General features: G+C 72.9%; 15 protein-coding genes. 7 read left to right on the forward strand and 8 right to left on the reverse strand.

Translation table 11 applies throughout. The annotated features are described in order from the left end of the window. Nucleotides 1-174 precede the first annotated feature (174 nt). The 4 genes from AB0J12_RS19375 to AB0J12_RS19390 all read left to right on the forward strand — a co-directional run bounded on the left by AB0J12_RS19375 (nucleotide 175) and on the right by AB0J12_RS19390 (nucleotide 4952). The gene (locus tag AB0J12_RS19375; protein WP_363265523.1) at nucleotides 175-1992 is read left to right on the forward strand and encodes an ABC transporter ATP-binding protein; all 1818 of its coding nucleotides are present in this window, start codon (nucleotides 175-177) and stop codon (nucleotides 1990-1992) included. Then, on the forward strand, nucleotides 1989-3770 hold the full coding sequence (locus AB0J12_RS19380) for an ABC transporter ATP-binding protein (RefSeq protein ID WP_363265524.1): 1782 nt from the start codon (nucleotides 1989-1991) through the stop codon (nucleotides 3768-3770). Before AB0J12_RS19375 ends, AB0J12_RS19380 begins: the two co-directional genes overlap by 4 nt. Before the next feature lie 396 nt (nucleotides 3771-4166). Further along, the gene (locus AB0J12_RS19385; RefSeq protein ID WP_363265525.1) at nucleotides 4167-4637 is read left to right on the forward strand and encodes a DUF5709 domain-containing protein; all 471 of its coding nucleotides are present in this window, start codon (nucleotides 4167-4169) and stop codon (nucleotides 4635-4637) included. Between the two features lie 60 nt (nucleotides 4638-4697). Further along, nucleotides 4698-4952: a type B 50S ribosomal protein L31 gene (locus AB0J12_RS19390; RefSeq protein WP_363265526.1), complete on the forward strand. Its 255-nt coding sequence runs from the start codon at nucleotides 4698-4700 to the stop codon at nucleotides 4950-4952. 71 nt (nucleotides 4953-5023) lie between these two features. On the opposite strand, the gene AB0J12_RS19395 is transcribed toward AB0J12_RS19390, so the two are convergent. Beyond that, nucleotides 5024-5818 carry a metal-dependent hydrolase gene (locus AB0J12_RS19395; RefSeq protein ID WP_363265527.1) on the reverse strand — a complete coding sequence of 265 codons (795 nt, stop codon included), beginning with the start codon at nucleotides 5816-5818 and terminating at the stop codon, nucleotides 5024-5026. Between the two features lie 145 nt (nucleotides 5819-5963). Here AB0J12_RS19395 and AB0J12_RS19400 point away from each other — a divergent pair, with 145 nt between their 5' ends. Further along, nucleotides 5964-8477 (forward strand): DUF3516 domain-containing protein, encoded by a 2514-nt coding sequence (locus AB0J12_RS19400; protein WP_363265528.1) that lies wholly within the window; start codon nucleotides 5964-5966, stop codon nucleotides 8475-8477. Nucleotides 8478-8496: 19 nt separating this feature from the next. Beyond that, the gene (locus tag AB0J12_RS19405) at nucleotides 8497-9363 is read left to right on the forward strand and encodes an acyl-CoA thioesterase II (protein WP_363265530.1); all 867 of its coding nucleotides are present in this window, start codon (nucleotides 8497-8499) and stop codon (nucleotides 9361-9363) included. 1 nt (nucleotide 9364) lies between these two features. Here the strand turns inward: AB0J12_RS19405 and AB0J12_RS19410 are convergent, their stop codons facing one another. Both AB0J12_RS19410 and AB0J12_RS19415 read right to left on the reverse strand, forming a co-directional pair. Then, nucleotides 9365-10408 (reverse strand): DUF6397 family protein, encoded by a 1044-nt coding sequence (locus AB0J12_RS19410; RefSeq protein WP_363265531.1) that lies wholly within the window; start codon nucleotides 10406-10408, stop codon nucleotides 9365-9367. Between the two features lie 137 nt (nucleotides 10409-10545). After that, entirely contained in the window at nucleotides 10546-10959 is a 414-nt protein-coding gene (locus AB0J12_RS19415; RefSeq protein ID WP_363265532.1) for a roadblock/LC7 domain-containing protein, read from the reverse strand. A gap of 93 nt (nucleotides 10960-11052) precedes the next feature. On the opposite strand from AB0J12_RS19415, the gene AB0J12_RS19420 reads away from it, so the two are divergent. After that, the gene (locus AB0J12_RS19420; RefSeq protein ID WP_363265533.1) at nucleotides 11053-11481 is read left to right on the forward strand and encodes a PPOX class F420-dependent oxidoreductase; all 429 of its coding nucleotides are present in this window, start codon (nucleotides 11053-11055) and stop codon (nucleotides 11479-11481) included. A 118-nt stretch (nucleotides 11482-11599) separates the two neighbouring features. Here the strand turns inward: AB0J12_RS19420 and AB0J12_RS19425 are convergent, their stop codons facing one another. The 5 genes from AB0J12_RS19425 to AB0J12_RS19445 form a co-directional block, all read right to left on the reverse strand. Beyond that, nucleotides 11600-12199: an ATP/GTP-binding protein gene (locus AB0J12_RS19425; RefSeq protein WP_363265535.1), complete on the reverse strand. Its 600-nt coding sequence runs from the start codon at nucleotides 12197-12199 to the stop codon at nucleotides 11600-11602. Between the two features lie 62 nt (nucleotides 12200-12261). Next, nucleotides 12262-12672, reverse strand: a complete 411-nt coding sequence (locus AB0J12_RS19430; protein WP_363265536.1) for a DUF742 domain-containing protein — start codon at nucleotides 12670-12672, stop codon at nucleotides 12262-12264. A gap of 22 nt (nucleotides 12673-12694) precedes the next feature. Next, entirely contained in the window at nucleotides 12695-13132 is a 438-nt protein-coding gene (locus AB0J12_RS19435; RefSeq protein WP_363265537.1) for a roadblock/LC7 domain-containing protein, read from the reverse strand. Further along, the gene (locus AB0J12_RS19440; protein WP_363265538.1) at nucleotides 13129-15672 is read right to left on the reverse strand and encodes a nitrate- and nitrite sensing domain-containing protein; all 2544 of its coding nucleotides are present in this window, start codon (nucleotides 15670-15672) and stop codon (nucleotides 13129-13131) included. Before AB0J12_RS19440 ends, AB0J12_RS19435 begins: the two co-directional genes overlap by 4 nt. A gap of 61 nt (nucleotides 15673-15733) precedes the next feature. Next, nucleotides 15734-16507 carry an MHYT domain-containing protein gene (locus AB0J12_RS19445; RefSeq protein WP_363265539.1) on the reverse strand — a complete coding sequence of 258 codons (774 nt, stop codon included), beginning with the start codon at nucleotides 16505-16507 and terminating at the stop codon, nucleotides 15734-15736.

A 16507-nucleotide genomic window follows, 5' to 3' on the forward strand; every position in this document is an offset into this window, starting at 1 on the left:
GTGTTCGCCCGCGTGGAAAACCCTTTGATTCCGACCACGCTCCGGCGTCAACCTGTCACGGTTTGCTGCGCCGCCCGCCGACCGTCCACCGACCGCCCGCGCGCGGCCTGCCGCACCGCCTTGTCACCGTCCGTCCGCGACCATCCGTCTCCTCACACGAGCCACTGGGACGTCATGCAGATTCACGACCTTCCGTATTCCGACCCGGGCGTACCCGACGTACGCTCCGGGCCCCGCTTCCTGTGGTGGCTCGGGCGGAATCAGCTGGGCGGTCAGCTGAAGTCGCTGGCCTGGGGGCTGCTGCATTTCCTGGCCGTCTCCGCGCTGCCCTTCTGCGTCGGGTTCGCCGTCCAGGCCGTCGTCGACCGCTCCGGTGCGCGGCTGGCGCTGGCCGGTGGGGTGCTCGCCCTGTGCGGTGCGGCCACCGCGCTCGGCGACACCTTCCTGCACCGGTCCGCCGTCACCAACTGGATCACGGCCGCCGCCCGCGTCCAGCAGCTCCTGGCCCGCAAGGCCGCCGAACTGGGCGCGGCCCTGACCCGGCGGGTCGCCGCCGGCGAGGTCGTCACCGTGTCCACCGGGGACGTGGAGAAGATCGGCTGGTTCGTGGAGGCCGTCTCCCGGTTCACCGCGGCGGCGCTCACCGTGGCCGCGGTCTGCGTCGGCCTGGCCGTCTACCAGCCCACCCTCGGCGTGGTCGTCGCGGTCGGCCTGCCGGTGCTCGCGCTGGCCGTGCTTCCCCTGCTGCCCGCGGCCACACGGCGCGCGGACGAGCAGCGCGAGAAGGCCGGGCGCGCCACCGAGCTGGCCTCGGACACCGTGGCCGGACTGCGCGTGCTGCGCGGCATCGGCGGCGAGGAGCTCTTCCTGCGCCGCTACCGCAGCGCCTCGCAGGAGGTGCGCCGCGCCGCCGTGCGCAGCGCCCGCATGTGGTCGCTGATCGCGGCCCTGCAGGTGCTGCTGCCCGGCCTGCTGCTCATCGGCGTCGTCTCCTACGGTGTCCACCTCGCCCGTCAGGGCCGGATCAGCGTCGGCGAACTCGTCACCGTCTACAGCTCGGTCATGGTGCTCGCCTACCCACTGCGGCACTTCGAGGAGATCGCCATGGCGTACTCCTTCTCCAAGCCGTCGGCGAAACGCGCCGCCCGCGTGCTGTCCCTGGAACGGGCCGTCGGCGCCGGCGGATCACGCGCGCCCGACCTGCCGGCCGGTGATCTGCACGACCCGGCGACCGGGCTGACCGTGCCCGCGGGCCGGCTCACCGCCGTGGTGTGCGGCGACCCGGACGCGGCGGGCCGGCTCGCCGAACGGCTCGGCGGGCACGCCACGGTGGAGGGCCCGTCGGTACGGCTGGGCTGCGTCCCGCTGGACGAACTGCCGCTCGCCGCCGCCCGTACGGCCGTCCTGGTACAGGACAAGGACCCGGTGCTGCTGTCCGGCACCCTGCGCGAGCTGCTGGACGTGCCGTCCTCCGGTGCCGTCGCGGCGCCTGCGGCGCTGGCGGCCGCGCAGTGCGACGACGTGCTGCAGGCGCTGGCGCAGGGGTCGCTCGACGCGGCGGACCCGATGGACGCCCGCATCACCGAACGCGGCCGGTCCCTGTCCGGCGGCCAGCGCCAGCGCCTCGCCCTCGCCCGGTCCCTGATCACCGATCCCGACGTGCTCGTCCTGGACGAGCCGACCTCGGCCGTCGACTCGCACACCGAGGCGCGGATCGCCGAGGGCGTGGGCCGGTTGCGCGCCGGCCGCACGACGGTGGTGCTCACCTCCTCTCCCCTGCTGCTGGACCGTGCCGACCAGGTCGTGCTGGTGCGCGAGGGCCGGGTCGCGGCGGTCGGAACGCACCGGGAGCTGGTGCGTTCCGAGCCGCGGTACCAGGCGGTGGTGACGCGGGAGACCGAGGACGAGGAGAGGGTCGGTGCCCTCGCCACCACGCTCGAAGGTGATCTGGACGTGCTGGAAGAACTGCGAGAGACCGAGGAGACCGCATGATCGGCGTGGCGCCACCGGCGTACGACCCGGCGGCCCCGACGACGGCGACCACCCTGCCCGTCGGCGCCCCCGCCACCGTCCGCGCCTACGTGGCCGAACTGTTCCGCCGGCACCGGCGCGCCTTCCTGCTGCTCATCGGGGTCAACACGGTCGCGGTCGTCGCCTCCATGGTGGGCCCGTGGCTGCTGGGCGACCTCGTCGAGCGCGTCTCGCAGAAGGCGGCGGACCTCCCGCTCACCCGTGTCGCGGCCCTGTTCGTACTGGCCCTGGCCGTGCAGGCCGTCTTCGTCCGGCAGGTACGGCTGCGGGGCGCGATGCTGGGCGAACGGATGCTGGCCGACCTGCGCGAGGACTTCCTCGTCCGTTCGGTCGCCCTGCCGCCCGGCGTGCTGGAACGCGCCGGCACCGGCGACCTGCTCTCCCGCATCACCACCGACGTCGACCGGCTGGCCAACGCCATGCGCGAGGCCGTGCCCCAGCTGGCGATCGGCGTGATGTGGACGGTGCTGCTGCTCGGCGGCCTCGTCGTCACCGCGCCGCCGCTGGCGCCGGCCGTGTTGCTCGCCCTGCCGCTGCTGATCGTCGGCTGCCGCTGGTACTTCCGCCGGGCACCGTCGGCCTACCGCTCGGAGGCCGCCGGGTACGCCGCCGTCGCCGCCGCCCTGACCGAGACGGTGGACGCCGGGCACACCGTCGAGGCGCACCGGCTGGGCGAGCGCCGCATCGCGCTGTCGGAGCAGCGGATCAAGGAGTGGACGGCCTGGGAGCGCTACACCCTCTGGCTGCGCTCGATCCTGTTCCCCGTGATCAACGCCGTGCACGTCACCGTGCTGGGGTCGGTCCTGATGATCGGCGGCGTGTTCGTGCTGCGGGGCTGGATCGGGGTGGGTCAGCTGACGACCGCCGCGCTGCTCGCCCAGATGCTCGTCGACCCGGTCAACCTGATCCTGCGCTGGTACGACGAGCTGCAGGTCGCCCAGGTGTCGCTGGCCCGGCTGGTCGGCGTCCGCGACATCGAACCGGACGCCGGCGACGCGTCGCTGCTCCCGGACGGCCGCGACGTGCACGCCGCACAGGTGCACTTCGGCTACCTGGAGGGCGTGGACGTGCTGCGCGAGGTGTCGCTGCGGGTGGCGCCCGGCACCCGGTTGGCCCTGGTCGGTCCCTCGGGCGCGGGCAAGTCCACTCTGGGCCGGTTGCTGGCCGGCATCTACGGACCCCGCGCCGGCCGGATCACCCTCGGCGGCGCCGAGCTCTCCCGGATGCCCGCCGAGCAGGTCCGCTCCCACGTCGCCCTGGTCAACCAGGAGCACCATGTGTTCGTCGGCTCCCTGCGCGACAACCTGCTGCTGGCCCGCGCCGACGCCGACGATGCCGAGCTGTGGGCCGCCCTGGCCGCGGTCGACGCCGACGACTGGGCGCGCGCCCTGGACGACGGTCTGGACACCGAGGTCGGCTCCGGCGGGCTCACGCTCACCCCGGCGCAGGCCCAGCAGATCGCGCTCGCCCGGCTGGTGCTGGCCGACCCGCACACGCTGGTCCTGGACGAGGCGACGTCCTTGCTCGATCCGCGTGCGGCCCGCCATCTGGAGCGGTCCCTGGCCCGGGTCCTGGACGGGCGCACCGTGGTCGCCATCGCGCACCGGCTGCACAGCGCGCACGACGCCGATGTCATCGCCGTCGTCGACAAGGGCCGTATCAGTGAGCTGGGCAGCCACGACGCCCTCGTAGCCGCCGACGGCGCATACGCGGCACTGTGGCGGTCGTGGCACGGCTGACCGAGGCGGTCGTGGCACGGCTGACCGCCGCAGTCGTGGTCCGGCCGGCCGGCGCGGGCGGGTGCAGGGTGAGGGGGCCGGGGGTGGCGCTGCCGTCCTCGGCCGGCGCGGGCGGGCGTCAGGTGACCGACCCGCGGGTCGCCCTGTCGCCCCAGCGGACCGAGGGCCGTGGCGGGCCCCGGCCGGCACCCGGTCGGGGTCGCCCGCGCTGCCCGTCGTGAGGGCGTCTGCCGTTGCGCGGTGGCAAGCGGGGGTGGAACGCTGGATAGCGGCACCGGCTCGGGAAAGGCCCGGGGACCGTCCGGCTCGTGCCGTGCGCGGCCTGTGCCCCGCACCTCGGTCGGCCACTACCGGCCGCCGTGACAGCGGGCTCGTCCCCACCCCCAGGAGGTACCCGTGAACAGCGAGGATGGCTGGGGAGACGACGTCTACCAGCCCGATGCGTCCGACCAGCGGGAGGACACGGGCGTGCTCGACTCCGAGGACACCCTGGAGTACGACGGCGTCGACGATCCGCTGGACCGCGGCTGGTCCCCTCCGGAGCGGCCCTGGGCGGTGGAGCACACCGGCGTGACGGCCGCGGAGCGCCGTACGGGCGAGACCCTCGACCAGCGTCTGGCGGAGGAGCTGCCGGATCCGCCCGTGCCCGACGGCGACGGCATCGGCGACGCCGACGGCACCGACGGCGAGCCGCTGGACAACGAGGTCGGTGCCGTCCGCTCCGGCCGGCTCGTCGCCCCGGACGAGGGCGCGCACGAGGACGAGGAGGCCGCCCTGGTCGCCTCGGACGTCGGGATCGACGGCGCCGCCGCCTCCGCCGAGGAGGCCGCGATGCACATCGTCGACGAGGACGCCCTCTCCGGCTGACCCCCGCGCCGCCGTGCCGCGCCGTTCCCGACCCCCGTACGTCCCACCCGAGGAGCCGCCATGCAGCAGGACAAGCACCCCGACTACCACCCGGTCGTCTTCCGCGACCGCGCCGCCGGCTACGCCTTCCTGACCCGGTCCACCGCGACCAGCGACGAGACCATCGAGTGGGACGACGGGCAGAGCTACCCGGTGGTCGATGTGGAGATCTCCTCCGAGAGCCACCCCTTCTACACCGGCAAGGCCCGCACCGTGGACACCGAGGGCCGCATCGCCCGCTTCGAACGGCGCTACGGCGGCGGCGAGGCGTCGTAGCGACGTGCCGCCGGGCCGCGGAGGGGCAGGGCCGCGCGGTCGACGGCGCGGGCCCGATCGGTCGGGGCCGCTCAGATGAAGTTGAGGGCCGCCGCCCCGCCCACTCCCCCGAGCAGCATGAACGCCGGCATGAGCACCTTCAGCTCGACCCAGCTGCCGGCCCGGAACCGCATCATCCTGGGCGGCCCGATCGGGTACCAGCGCTTGCGGCCCAGCGGGATCGGCCACAGGATCGGGCAGCCGGAGACGGTCAGCGCGTCCCCGATGTCGTGCACCAGCGCCCCCAGCACGATCGGCAGCCCCAGCCACAGGTACTGCTGGCCCGGCGCCGTGAACAGCCAGTCGGAGCCGTTGCCCGGCTTGTCCAGCCACCCGGCGATGATCCAGGCGCTGGCGGCGGCAAGCAGCCACACCAGCACGTCGCTGCTGGACCCCCGGGCCGCCCGCCACAGCAGCCCCTCGATCGCCAGCACCATGTGGACGAAGAGGATCGCCAGCACCGCCCAGCGGCCACCGGTGATCGCCAGCGCCGAGGTGCCCGCGCCGATCAGGACCGCCCACAGCCAGGTGTGGGTGAGGGTGCGGTGGCCGCCCGAGCGGCGCGCGTCCCCCTGCTTGCGGGTCGCCTTGTAGACGGCGTAGGACAGCTTGTCGACGATCTCGCACAGGCCGCGCGAGACCGGACCGAAGGCCCGGGAGATCGTGGCCGCCTTGTGATCCAGATCCGGGGCGAGCGCGGCGCCGGCGCAGATCAGCGCACCCGAGAGCACCACCGGCCAGGGCATCGGATGCCCGGCAGCGGCGGCCGCCGCACCGACGCCGAGCCAGGCCGCGGCGCCCGACAGTGAGTGTGCTGGTCCCATCATGGCCGTTGCCCGCCCCATTCCTCATACCGCGCCGTCCAGTTGACCGGGCGCGATGACGTTCCGTCGGCGACACAGCGTAGCGGTCGTGATCTTGGCGGGGACATCCGATTCCCGCATCGGGTGGCAGGCCAGGCAAGATGGGGGCGTGACCCTCATCGATCAGCTGCCGAAGACCGCCGACCCCGACGCCCTGTACGACGCCTTCGAGTCCTGGGCCCAGGAGCGCGGTCTCACGCTCTATCCGCACCAGGAGGAAGCACTGATCGAGGCGGTCTCCGGCGCGAACGTGATCGTGTCGACGCCCACCGGCTCCGGCAAGAGCATGATCGCCGCCGGCGCGCACTTCGCGGCGCTGGCCCGCGACGAGGTCACCTTCTACACCGCTCCGATCAAGGCGCTGGTGTCGGAGAAGTTCTTCGAGCTGTGCAAGCTCTTCGGTACGGAGAACGTCGGCATGCTGACCGGCGACGCCTCCGTCAACGCCGACGCCCCCGTCATCTGCTGCACGGCCGAGGTGCTCGCCTCCATCGCGCTGCGCGACGGCAAGGACGCGGACATCGGCCAGGTCGTCATGGACGAGTTCCACTTCTACGCGGAAGGGGACCGCGGCTGGGCCTGGCAGATCCCGCTGCTGGAGCTTCCGCAGGCGCAGTTCATCCTGATGTCGGCCACGCTGGGCGACGTGTCCTTCTTCGAGAAGGACCTCACGCGCCGCACCGGCCGCCCCACGGCGGTGGTCCGCTCGGCGACCCGGCCCGTGCCGCTCTCCTACGAGTACTGCTACACCCCGCTCACGGAGACGCTCACCGACCTGCTGGAGACCAAGCAGGCGCCGGTGTACATCGTGCACTTCACGCAAGCGCAGGCGGTGGAGCGGGCGCAGGCGCTGATGAGCATCAACATGTGCACCCGCGAGGAGAAGGACCGGATCGCCGAGCTGATCGGCAACTTCCGTTTCACCACCAAGTTCGGCCGCAACCTCTCGCGGTACGTCCGGCACGGCATCGGCGTGCACCACGCCGGCATGCTGCCCAAGTACCGGCGCCTGGTGGAGAAGCTCGCGCAGGCCGGCCTGCTGAAGGTCATCTGCGGCACCGACACCCTCGGCGTCGGCGTCAACGTGCCCATCCGCACGGTGCTGTTCACCGCCCTGACCAAGTACGACGGCAGCCGGGTGCGCACGCTGCGCGCGCGTGAGTTCCACCAGATCGCCGGCCGGGCGGGCCGGGCCGGTTTCGACACGGCGGGCTTCGTCGTCGCGCAGGCGCCGGAACACGTCATCGAGAACGAGAAGGCACTCGCCAAGGCGGGCGACGACCCGAAGAAGCGCCGCAAGGTCGTGCGCAAGAAGGCGCCGGAGGGCTTCGTCGGCTGGACGGAGAACACCTTCGAAAAGCTCATCGCTTCCGAACCCGAGCCGCTGACCTCCCGCTTCCGGGTGACGCACACCATGCTGCTGTCGGTGATCGCCCGGCCCGGCAACGCCTTCGAGGCGATGCGCCGGCTGCTGGAGGACAACCACGAGCCGCGCAAGCAGCAGCTGCGGCACATCCGCCGGGCGATCGCGATCTACCGCTCGCTGCTGGACGGTGGCATCGTCGAGAAGCTGGACACCCCGGACGCCGAGGGCCGGATCGTCCGCCTCACCGTGGACCTCCAGCAGGACTTCGCGCTCAACCAGCCGCTGTCCACGTTCGCGCTGGCCGCGTTCGAACTCCTCGACCCCGAGTCGCCGTCGTACGCGCTGGACATGGTGTCCGTCGTGGAGTCCACGCTGGACGATCCGCGTCAGATCCTCGCCGCCCAGCAGAACAAGGCCCGCGGCGAGGCGGTGGCCGCCATGAAGGCGGACGGCGTGGAGTACGAGGAGCGCATGGAGCGCCTCCAGGACATCAGCTACCCCAAACCGCTGGAGGAACTGCTCTTCCACGCCTACGACACCTACCGCAAGAGCCACCCCTGGGTCGGCGACCACCCGCTGTCCCCGAAGTCCGTCGTGCGCGACATGTACGAACGGGCGATGTCCTTCACGGAACTGGTCTCCTACTACGAGCTGGCCCGCACCGAGGGCATCGTGCTGCGCTACCTCGCCGGCGCCTACAAGGCCCTCGACCACAACATCCCGGACGACCTGAAGTCCGAGGACCTCGAGGACCTCATCGAGTGGCTCGGCGAGATGGTGCGCCAGGTCGACTCCAGCCTGCTGGACGAGTGGGAGCAGCTCGCCAACCCGGCGGAGATGACCGCCGAGGAGGCTCAGGAGAAGGCCGACGAGGTCAAGCCGGTCACCACGAACGCCCGTGCCTTCCGCGTGCTCGTGCGCAACGCCCTGTTCCGCCGCGTCGAGCTGGCCGCCCTGGACCAGGTGGACGAACTCGGCGAGATGGACGCGGAGTCCGGCTGGGACGCTGACGCCTGGGGCGAGGCGATGGACAAGTACTGGGACGAGTACGACGACCTCGGCACCGGGCCCGACGCCCGCGGCCCCAAGCTGCTCGTCATCAACGAGGAGCCGGAGAACGGACTGTGGCGCGTCCGGCAGATCTTCGCCGACCCGAACGGCGACCACGACTGGGGCATCAGCGCCGAGGTCGACCTGACCGCCTCCGACGCCGAGGGCCGCGCCGTGATCCGTGTCACCGACGTCGGCCAGCTGTGACCACAGGAGAATCCCACCGATGACGAACCCGGCCGAGCGACTGGTCGACCTGCTGGACCTGGAGCAGATCGAGGTCAACATCTTCCGTGGCCTCAGCCCGCAGGAGTCCCTGCAGCGGGTCTTCGGCGGCCAGGTGGCCGGCCAGGCGCTGGTCGCCGCGGGCCGCACCACGGACGGCGACCGCCCGGTGCACTCGCTGCACGCGTACTTCCTGCGCCCGGGCCGGCCGGGCGTGCCGATCGTGTACCAGGTCGAGCGGGTCCGGGACGGGCGGTCCTTCACGACCCGCCGGGTCACCGCCGTGCAGCAGGGACGCACGATCTTCAATCTCACCGCCTCCTTTCACACGCCTGAGGAAGGGCCTTTCGAGCACCAGCTGCCGCCGGCCCGCGAGGTGCCCGCTCCGGAGTCCCTGCCGACCGTGGCGCAGGAGATCCGGGAGCATCTGGGCGAGCTGCCCGAGCAGTGGGAGCGCTTCGAGCGCCGGCAGCCCTTCGACATCCGGTACGTGGACCGCCTGCGCTGGACGGATCAGGAGGTCAAGGACGCCGAGCCGCGCAGCGCGGTGTGGATGCGCGCGGTGGGACCGCTGGGCGACGACCCGCTGGTGCACACCTGCGCGCTGACCTACGCCAGCGACATGACCCTCCTGGACGCCGTGCGCCTGCCGGTCGAACCGCTGTGGGGTGCGCGGAACTTCGACATGGCGTCCCTGGACCACGCGATGTGGTTCCACCGGCCGTTCCGGGCGGACGAGTGGTTCCTGTACGACCAGGAGTCGCCGATCGCGACCGGCGGGCGAGGTCTTGCCCGGGGGCGGATCTACGACGTGCGGGGCCGTCTGCTGGTGTCGGTCGTGCAGGAGGGGCTGTTCCGCGCGCTGTGACTCACTGCCCTCTGCGGAGCAGCCTGCCCAGCAGGCCCCGCTCGCGGGGCGGTTGTGGCGTGGGGGCCGCCTCGGGGTCGCGCTGCTCGACGCCCCGCGGCTCCATCTGCCCTGCCCGCACGCCCTGCGGCTCGTTCACCCCTGCTTCCACGCCCTGCGGCTCCGTCACCCCAAGCTCCACACCCCGCGGCTCCGTCTCCCTTGCTTCCGCGCGCAGCGGCTTGGTGTCCCGTGGCGCGGCGGCGGGCGGCTTCGGTGCGGGGCGGGGCGCCGGCCGGAGATCGCGGGCCTCGTCCATCGCCACGGTGAGGTCGTAGCGGAGCCAGCCGATCTCGTGCGGGTCGTCCGCGGTCATGAGGCGCTCCGCCAGCAGCACCGTGGGCGAGCCCGGCGCTCCGTGCACGGGCGGTCCCGGCCGGAAGCGGTACAGGTGGGCGCGCTCGTAGGGGTCCGGGACGATCTCCGCGATCTGCACCGGATCGAGCAGGGCGGCCACCGCTCCGGCCCGCTCCCAGGGGTGGTCGCCGGCCTGGCGGCGCAGGAAGCCCCCATGACGGCCCCGCCAGTTGCGGGCGCGCAGGTCGACGCCCTCCCTGAGGCGGGCGAGCAGGTCCGGGGGAAGCGTGCGTCCCTTCAGCAGCGGGGCGTTTGCCTCCTCAGCGGCGAACTGGCTCAATTCTTCGGCGAGGTAGTGCCAGACGACGGCGCGGTATCGATTGAGGTAAAAGCGCACGGGCACGAGCAGGCCGGCCCGCGCCAGGCGCGTGAACCGGGTGGGCGCGATGCCCATGAGGGCCGCGCCCTCCGTGGTGCCGACCGTACGGACGGCCGCGGTGAGCGCGTCGGGAAAGCCCTCCTGGCGGCGCAGCCGCTCGATCTCCTCGGCCGCCACCCGCCGGCCCCCGCCTCCTTCGTCGGGCACGGTACGGATACGGCCGAGGTGCACCGCCAGGTCGAACTCGCTGCGCTTGATTCCCAGTTCCCGCGCGGCCCGGCCGATGGTCAGGGTCTGCCGGTCCGCTGCGGTGAGAAGGGTGGCGGTCATGGTCGTCTCCCCCGTGGAGTCGGTGGCTCGCGCCCGGTGCGCTCGCCGTGTGAAAAACCGTAGCCGCCGGGACCGCCTTTCCGGCGAGCCTGTGGATAACTCCACGGGGTTCAAGGAACTCGCAGGTCAGAGCCGGGTCAGAGCTCTGTGACGGGCTTGGGTTCGGGTTGCCTGGCGTCGACGTCGAGATGTTCGCCGACCCGGTTGACGAGCAGGGTCATCTCGTAGGCGATCTGACCGAAGTCGGCCTCCGCGCCGCTGAGGACGCACAGGCAGCTGCCGCTGCCTGCGGCGGTGACGAACAGCACCGCGTCGTCGAACTCGATCATCGTCTGACGCACCTCGCCCGCGCCGAAGTGGCGTCCCGAGCCCTTGGCCAGACTGTGCAGTGCCGACGAGACGGCGGCCAGGTGCTCCGCGTCCTCCCGCCGCAGCCCCGTGCTGGCCCCCGTGACCAGTCCGTCGTTGGACAGCACCAGCGCGTGGCGCACCTCGTCCACGCGCTCGGTCAGGTCGTCCAGCAGCCAGCCAAGTCCCTGGTTCTGCCCCATGTTCACTTCTCCCCGTGAGATGTCTCCCCCTGGCTGGGGGATCTGCCCGCCAGCCTTCCCCAGGACCGGCCGCCCGGCAAGCAGGATGGGGGCATGGCAGAGAAGATGACCGACGAGGAATGGCGGACGTTCGTCTCCCACGGCACCCGCACCGGAAAACTGGCCACCGTCCGGGCCGACGGCAGCCCGCACACGACACCGGTCTGGTTCCTGCTGGACGGCGACGAGGTGGTGTTCACCACGCACCGGGACAGCGTGAAGGGACGCAATCTGACCAGGGACGGCCGGGTCGCGCTGTGTGTCGACGACGACCGGCCGCCGTACGACTTCGTGGTGCTGCAGGGCCGGGCCCGGCTGTCGGAGGACCTCGACGAGGTGCGTGCGTGGGCGACCCGGCTCGCGGCGCGTTACATGGGCGAGGACCGTGCCGAAGAGTTCGGCGCGCGCAACGGCGTGCCGGGGGAACTCCTCGTGCGGGTCAGCGTCGACAAGGTGGTGGCGCAGAGGGCTGTGGCCGAATGAGTGGCCTCGGTGCAGAGGGCCGTGGCCGATTGAGAGGAGCCTCGGCGCAGAGGGCCGCGGCCGGCTGAGCCGAACCGGCCACCGAGTGATCGATGCGGGGCCCCTGCCCGGGTCCCGCTCAGCCGACGGAATCGAGCAGCCGGGCGGTGTACATCCGCCCGGCGTACTCGACCAGCCGGATCAGCACCTCCTTGCCGGAGTCCCGCTCCCGGGCGTCGCAGAGCACCACGGGAACGCCCCGGTCCAGGTCGAGGGCGCGCGAGACGTCGTCGGATCCGTAGGACCGTGCGCCGGTGAAGCAGTTGACGGCCACCACGAACGGGATGCCGCGGTGCTCGAAATAGTCCACGGCCGGGAAGCAGTCCTCCAGCCGCCGCGTGTCCGCGAGGACCACGGCACCGAGAGCGCCCTGGGACAGTTCGTCCCACAGGAACCAGAACCGGTTCTGGCCCGGGGTGCCGAAGAGGTACAGCGACAGCCCCGAGCGGATGGTGATGCGTCCGAAGTCCATGGCGACGGTCGTGGTCACCTTGTGGTCCACGCCGTCGGTGTCGTCGACCGACTGTCCTGCCTCGCTGAGCAGTTCCTCGGTGCGCAGCGGCCTGATCTCGCTGACCGCGCCGACCAGGGTGGTCTTGCCCACGCCGAATCCGCCGGCGACCAGGATCTTCAGCGCCAGGGCGGACTCGTCGGCGAGGTCGGGGTGTTCGGTGCCCATCGATCACTTCTCTCGGGAGGACCGGCAACGGTCGACGTTCGGGGTGGGTGGTGCGGGGACGGCTACAGCGCGCGCAGCCCTGCGATGACCTCGCGCAGAATCCGTTCGTCGGGCAGCTGCGCGGGCGGCACGGGTCGGTGGACGGTGACGCAGCCGAGTTCCAGCAGGTCGCCGAGGAGCACCCGGACCACGCCGACGGGCAGGTCGGCACCGGCGGCGAGTTCGGCGACGGACTGGGTCTCGATGCGGCACAGGTCGATCAGGGCCCGGTGCTCGGGGCCGAGCGGGGCGTCGTCGGGGCCCGGGCCCGTGGGGTCCAGGGTGACGAGGGCGATCAGGTCGAAGGGCACCGCGCTGGGGCCGGGCCGGGTGCGGCCGCCGGTCATCGCGTACGGCCGTACGAGGGGCCCGGCCTCGTTGTCGTACCACTGGCTGCCCGGTTCTCCCGGGACGCCGTGCCTGTCCTCGCTCATGGGTGGCGCTCGCCTTCCGGTCTCATCCGGCGGCCGGTGGGCGTGCGGTGACGCGCGGCGCCGTGTACAGGTGCTCGCCGACGCGTTTGACCAGCCGTGCCATCTCATAGGCGATCAGGCCGATGTCGGCGGTCACGGCGGTGAGGACGGCGAGGCAGGAGCCGTCGCCCGCGGCGGCCACGAACAGGAAACCGTCGTCCATCTCCACCATCGTCTGGCGTACGCCGCCGGCGCCGAAGTGCCGGCCCGCGCCCTTGGCGAGACTGTGGAAGCCGGACGACACGGCGGCCAGGTGCTCGGCGTCCTCCCTGCTGAGGCCGCTGGAGGCGCCGACGGCCAGGCCGTCGTTGGACAGCACCACGGCGTGCCGTACGTCGCCGGCGCGCATGACGAGATCGTCCAGCAGCCAGTCGAGTTCGCCCGAGTGCCGTCCGCTCGCGGTGGTCGGGTCCTGGATCATGCGCGGTCTCCTTCGCTGCTGTCGCTGCCCGGCGTGCGGCCGGGCGGGCGGCCGGGTTGCCTGCCGCCGCCGCGCGCCCATCCGGCGCGGTAGGCGGCCATGCGGTCCCGGACGAGTTCGGGGGTGCGTCGCTCGTCCTGCGGCGGCTCCTCCCCGGGCGGGTCCTGGCGCGGTCGCTCGCGCAGCTGGGGCGCGAGACTCGCCTGCCGTACCCGGCGCGGGAGGTCGTCGGTTGCGCCGGGCTGCTCGGAGGTGTCCCGTGGGCGGTGCAGGCGCAAGGTGGTCACTCCCAACGGCGGGGTGTCGTCGGCGGTCCGGCCGGCGAGCGGTTCGGGCGCGGCCAGAGCGGGCCGGGCAGCCGGGGTGACGGCCTCGTGATGTGCCTGCGTGTGCGGGGCGGCGTCGCTCACGCGCGCGTGGCCGCGTGCGGTGGGCTGCTCGATGCGCGCGGCCTGCCCGGGGGCGCGTTCCGCCGTGCCGTCGTGCAGGAGGGCCTTGGGCAGCAGGACCACCGCGGTGGTGCCGCCGTAAGGCGAGGTCCGCAGGTGCACCTGGATGTCATGCCGGGCGGCGAGGCGGCTGACGACGAACAGGCCCAGCCGGTCGCTGTCGAACAGGTCGAGGTCCTCGGACTGCGCGCTGCGCCGGTTGGCGTCGGCGAGCGTCTCCTTGCCCATGCCCAGGCCTCGGTCCTCCACCTCGACGGCGTACCCGTTGCCGACGGGTTCGCCGGTGACGCGCACGCGCGTGTGCGGCGGCGAGAACTGGGTCGCGTTCTCGATGAGTTCGGCGAGCAGGTGCGTGAGGTCGGCGACCGCGGCACCGGCGACGGACGCCTCGGGGAGCCGGCGTACCTCCACGCGCGCGTAGTCCTCGACTTCGGAGACGGCCGCCCGGACCACGTTGGTCAGCGAGACGGGCATCCGCCAGGCCCGGCCCGGTGCGGCGCCGGAGAGGATGATCAGGCTCTCCGCGTGGCGTCGCATCCGGGTGGTGAGGTGGTCGAGCCGGAACAGGTCGCCCAGTTCGGTCGGGTCCTCGACACGCCGTTCCATGCTGTCGAGGAGAGCGAGCTGACGGTGGACCAGGATCTGGCTGCGGCGGGCGAGGTTGACGAAGACGCCGGAGATGCCGCTGGCGAGCTCCGCGCGTTCGAGTGCGGCCCGCAGGGCGGCGCGGTGCACGGTGCCGAGCGCTTCGGCGACCTGCCCGACCTCGTCCTCGGCAGGGGGTCCGGGCGGGGCCTCGGCGCGGACGTCGATCTCCTCGCCGGCCCGCAGCCGGCGCATGGCTTCGGGGAGTTCTCGCCGGGCGATCCGCAGCGCGCCGTTGCGCAGGCTGACCAGTTCGACGACGAGGCCGCGGCCGATGCGCACGGAGATGACGAGGGAGGCGACCACGGCGAGCAGGCCGAGCAGGACGGCGGCCCCGGCCGGGGTGAGCAGTCCCCGGGTGAAGGGGTCGGCCCGGTCGGCGACCTCGCGGCCTGCCTGGATCTCCAGGGCGTGCATGCCGTCCTGCACGCGCGTGTGCGCACTGCTCCAGGTGGCGGCGGACGGCAGGGTGCCGGCCCGGGCTCCGGGTTTCGCGGCGAGGACCCTCTCCTCGGCGGCGTTCAGTGCGGTGTAGGCGCTTCCTCCGGCGAGAGCGCGCCAGGCGGTGGCCTCGGAGCCGCGCAGGTCGCCCGCCGCGGACTCGGTGAGGGTACGGCGGTTGGCGGCGGCGCCGGTGAACAGCCGCAGCCGTTCCGCGTCGAGGCGGCCCGTGGTCCGCGCGCCGGTCAGGACGGCGTCCTCCTGGGCCAGTGCCTCGCCCGCGCGGGCGAACTCCAGCAGCACACGCGCGTCGGAGCCGAGATCGGCGTCCTGGAAGCCGCTGAGGGCACCGCCCACGCCGAAGGCCGCGGTGATGGCGTCGGTGTACTGCTGGAAGGCGTCCCTCCAGCCGGTCCGCCCGTCGAGGACCTCGGTGCGCAGCGAGCGCAGCCCTTGGGCGCCGCGCACGAAGGCGTCGAGGCGGCGTGAGACGTCCGCGGGCAGGTCCTGGCCGTCGGCGACGGTGTTGTGGTCACCGAGCCTGAGCTGCGCCACGGCCAGATCGGTGCGGGCGGCGAGGCCCTTGAGGGCGGCGGCGGCGTCGCCGGCGGCGGGGTCCGTCGCGTAACGCACGGCCGCGGTGCGCTCGGCCTGGAGCGCGGTGACCGCCGCGGTGACGGGGGCGCGGACCTGGGCGTCGACGCGTTGCAGCTGGCGCAGCCGGGAGACGTCCTGGGCGGTGCTGACGGTGGCGTACGCCCACAGGGCGAGCAGGGAGACGACCGGCACCATCAGCAGGCAGACGATCTTGGCGCGCACGGTGCGCGGCCGGATCAGCCGGCGGCCGCCCCGCGCGGATGCGACGGGCGCCGCCGCGGCGGGCGCCGTGGTGCCCGCGGGTGTGTCGGGGCGCTCGTCGGCGGGTGGCCCGGCGTGCGCGCGGCGGCCGCGCGCCCTGGGCGGCACGGCGGCGCGTGCCGTGAGGGTCCTACGGGGTGTACGCATGGCCTCCTCGTTCGGGAGTGGGTCGGGCCGGCGGCGCGGCGACTGTGGCTGGAGGACACCCCTAGGGGGCGACGCTCTCGACCGGCCGCTGGGCGGAGGCGGAGGCCTCGCGCTCCCCCGCCGTCGGGGACAGCGCGACGAAGGCGGAGGTGATGAAGAGGTAGGACCCGAGGCCGACGGCGAGGGGGAAGATGAACTGCATCGCCGTGGCCCCGGGCAGCGCGGTGTCGGAGGGCGTGACGTGCACGCTCACCGCGAACATCGCGGTGTAGTGCATGCTGGTGACGGCCGCGCCCATGACGAGGGAGGCGACGGAGACCGCGAGGGGTGACTTGATGTTGAGTCCCGCCCACAGGGCCGCGGTCGCGGCGACGACGGCGATCAGCACGGACAGGGCGACGCGCAGTGGGTCGTAGTGCACCTCGCCGTGCAGCCGTACGGCGGCCATGCCCAGGTAGTGCATGCTCGCGACGCCCAGTCCGGTGGTGAGCCCCCCGATCAGCAGGGCGCGGGTACGGTCACGGCTGTAGCCGACGGCGAACACGCCGCCGCAGACGACGAGCATGGCGATGAGCAGGCTGAGCACGGTCAGCGGCACGTCGTAGCGGATGTCGGTGCCGCTGACGGCGAAGCCGAGCATGGCCACGAAGTGCATGGTCCAGATGCCGGAGCCGATCGCCGAGGCGGCGGTGACGAGCCAGTTGCGCCGGGCGCGTCCGGTGGCGCCCAGCGCGCGGACGGTGCAGCGCAGCCCCAGGGCGGCGCCGAGGCAGGCCATCACGTACGACAGCACGGGGGTAAGCCAGCCGAAGGCGGCGTGGTCCAGGTGTCCCAT

This window comes from Streptomyces sp. NPDC049915, assembly GCF_040656475.1.
GTDB lineage: Bacteria > Actinomycetota > Actinomycetes > Streptomycetales > Streptomycetaceae > Streptomyces.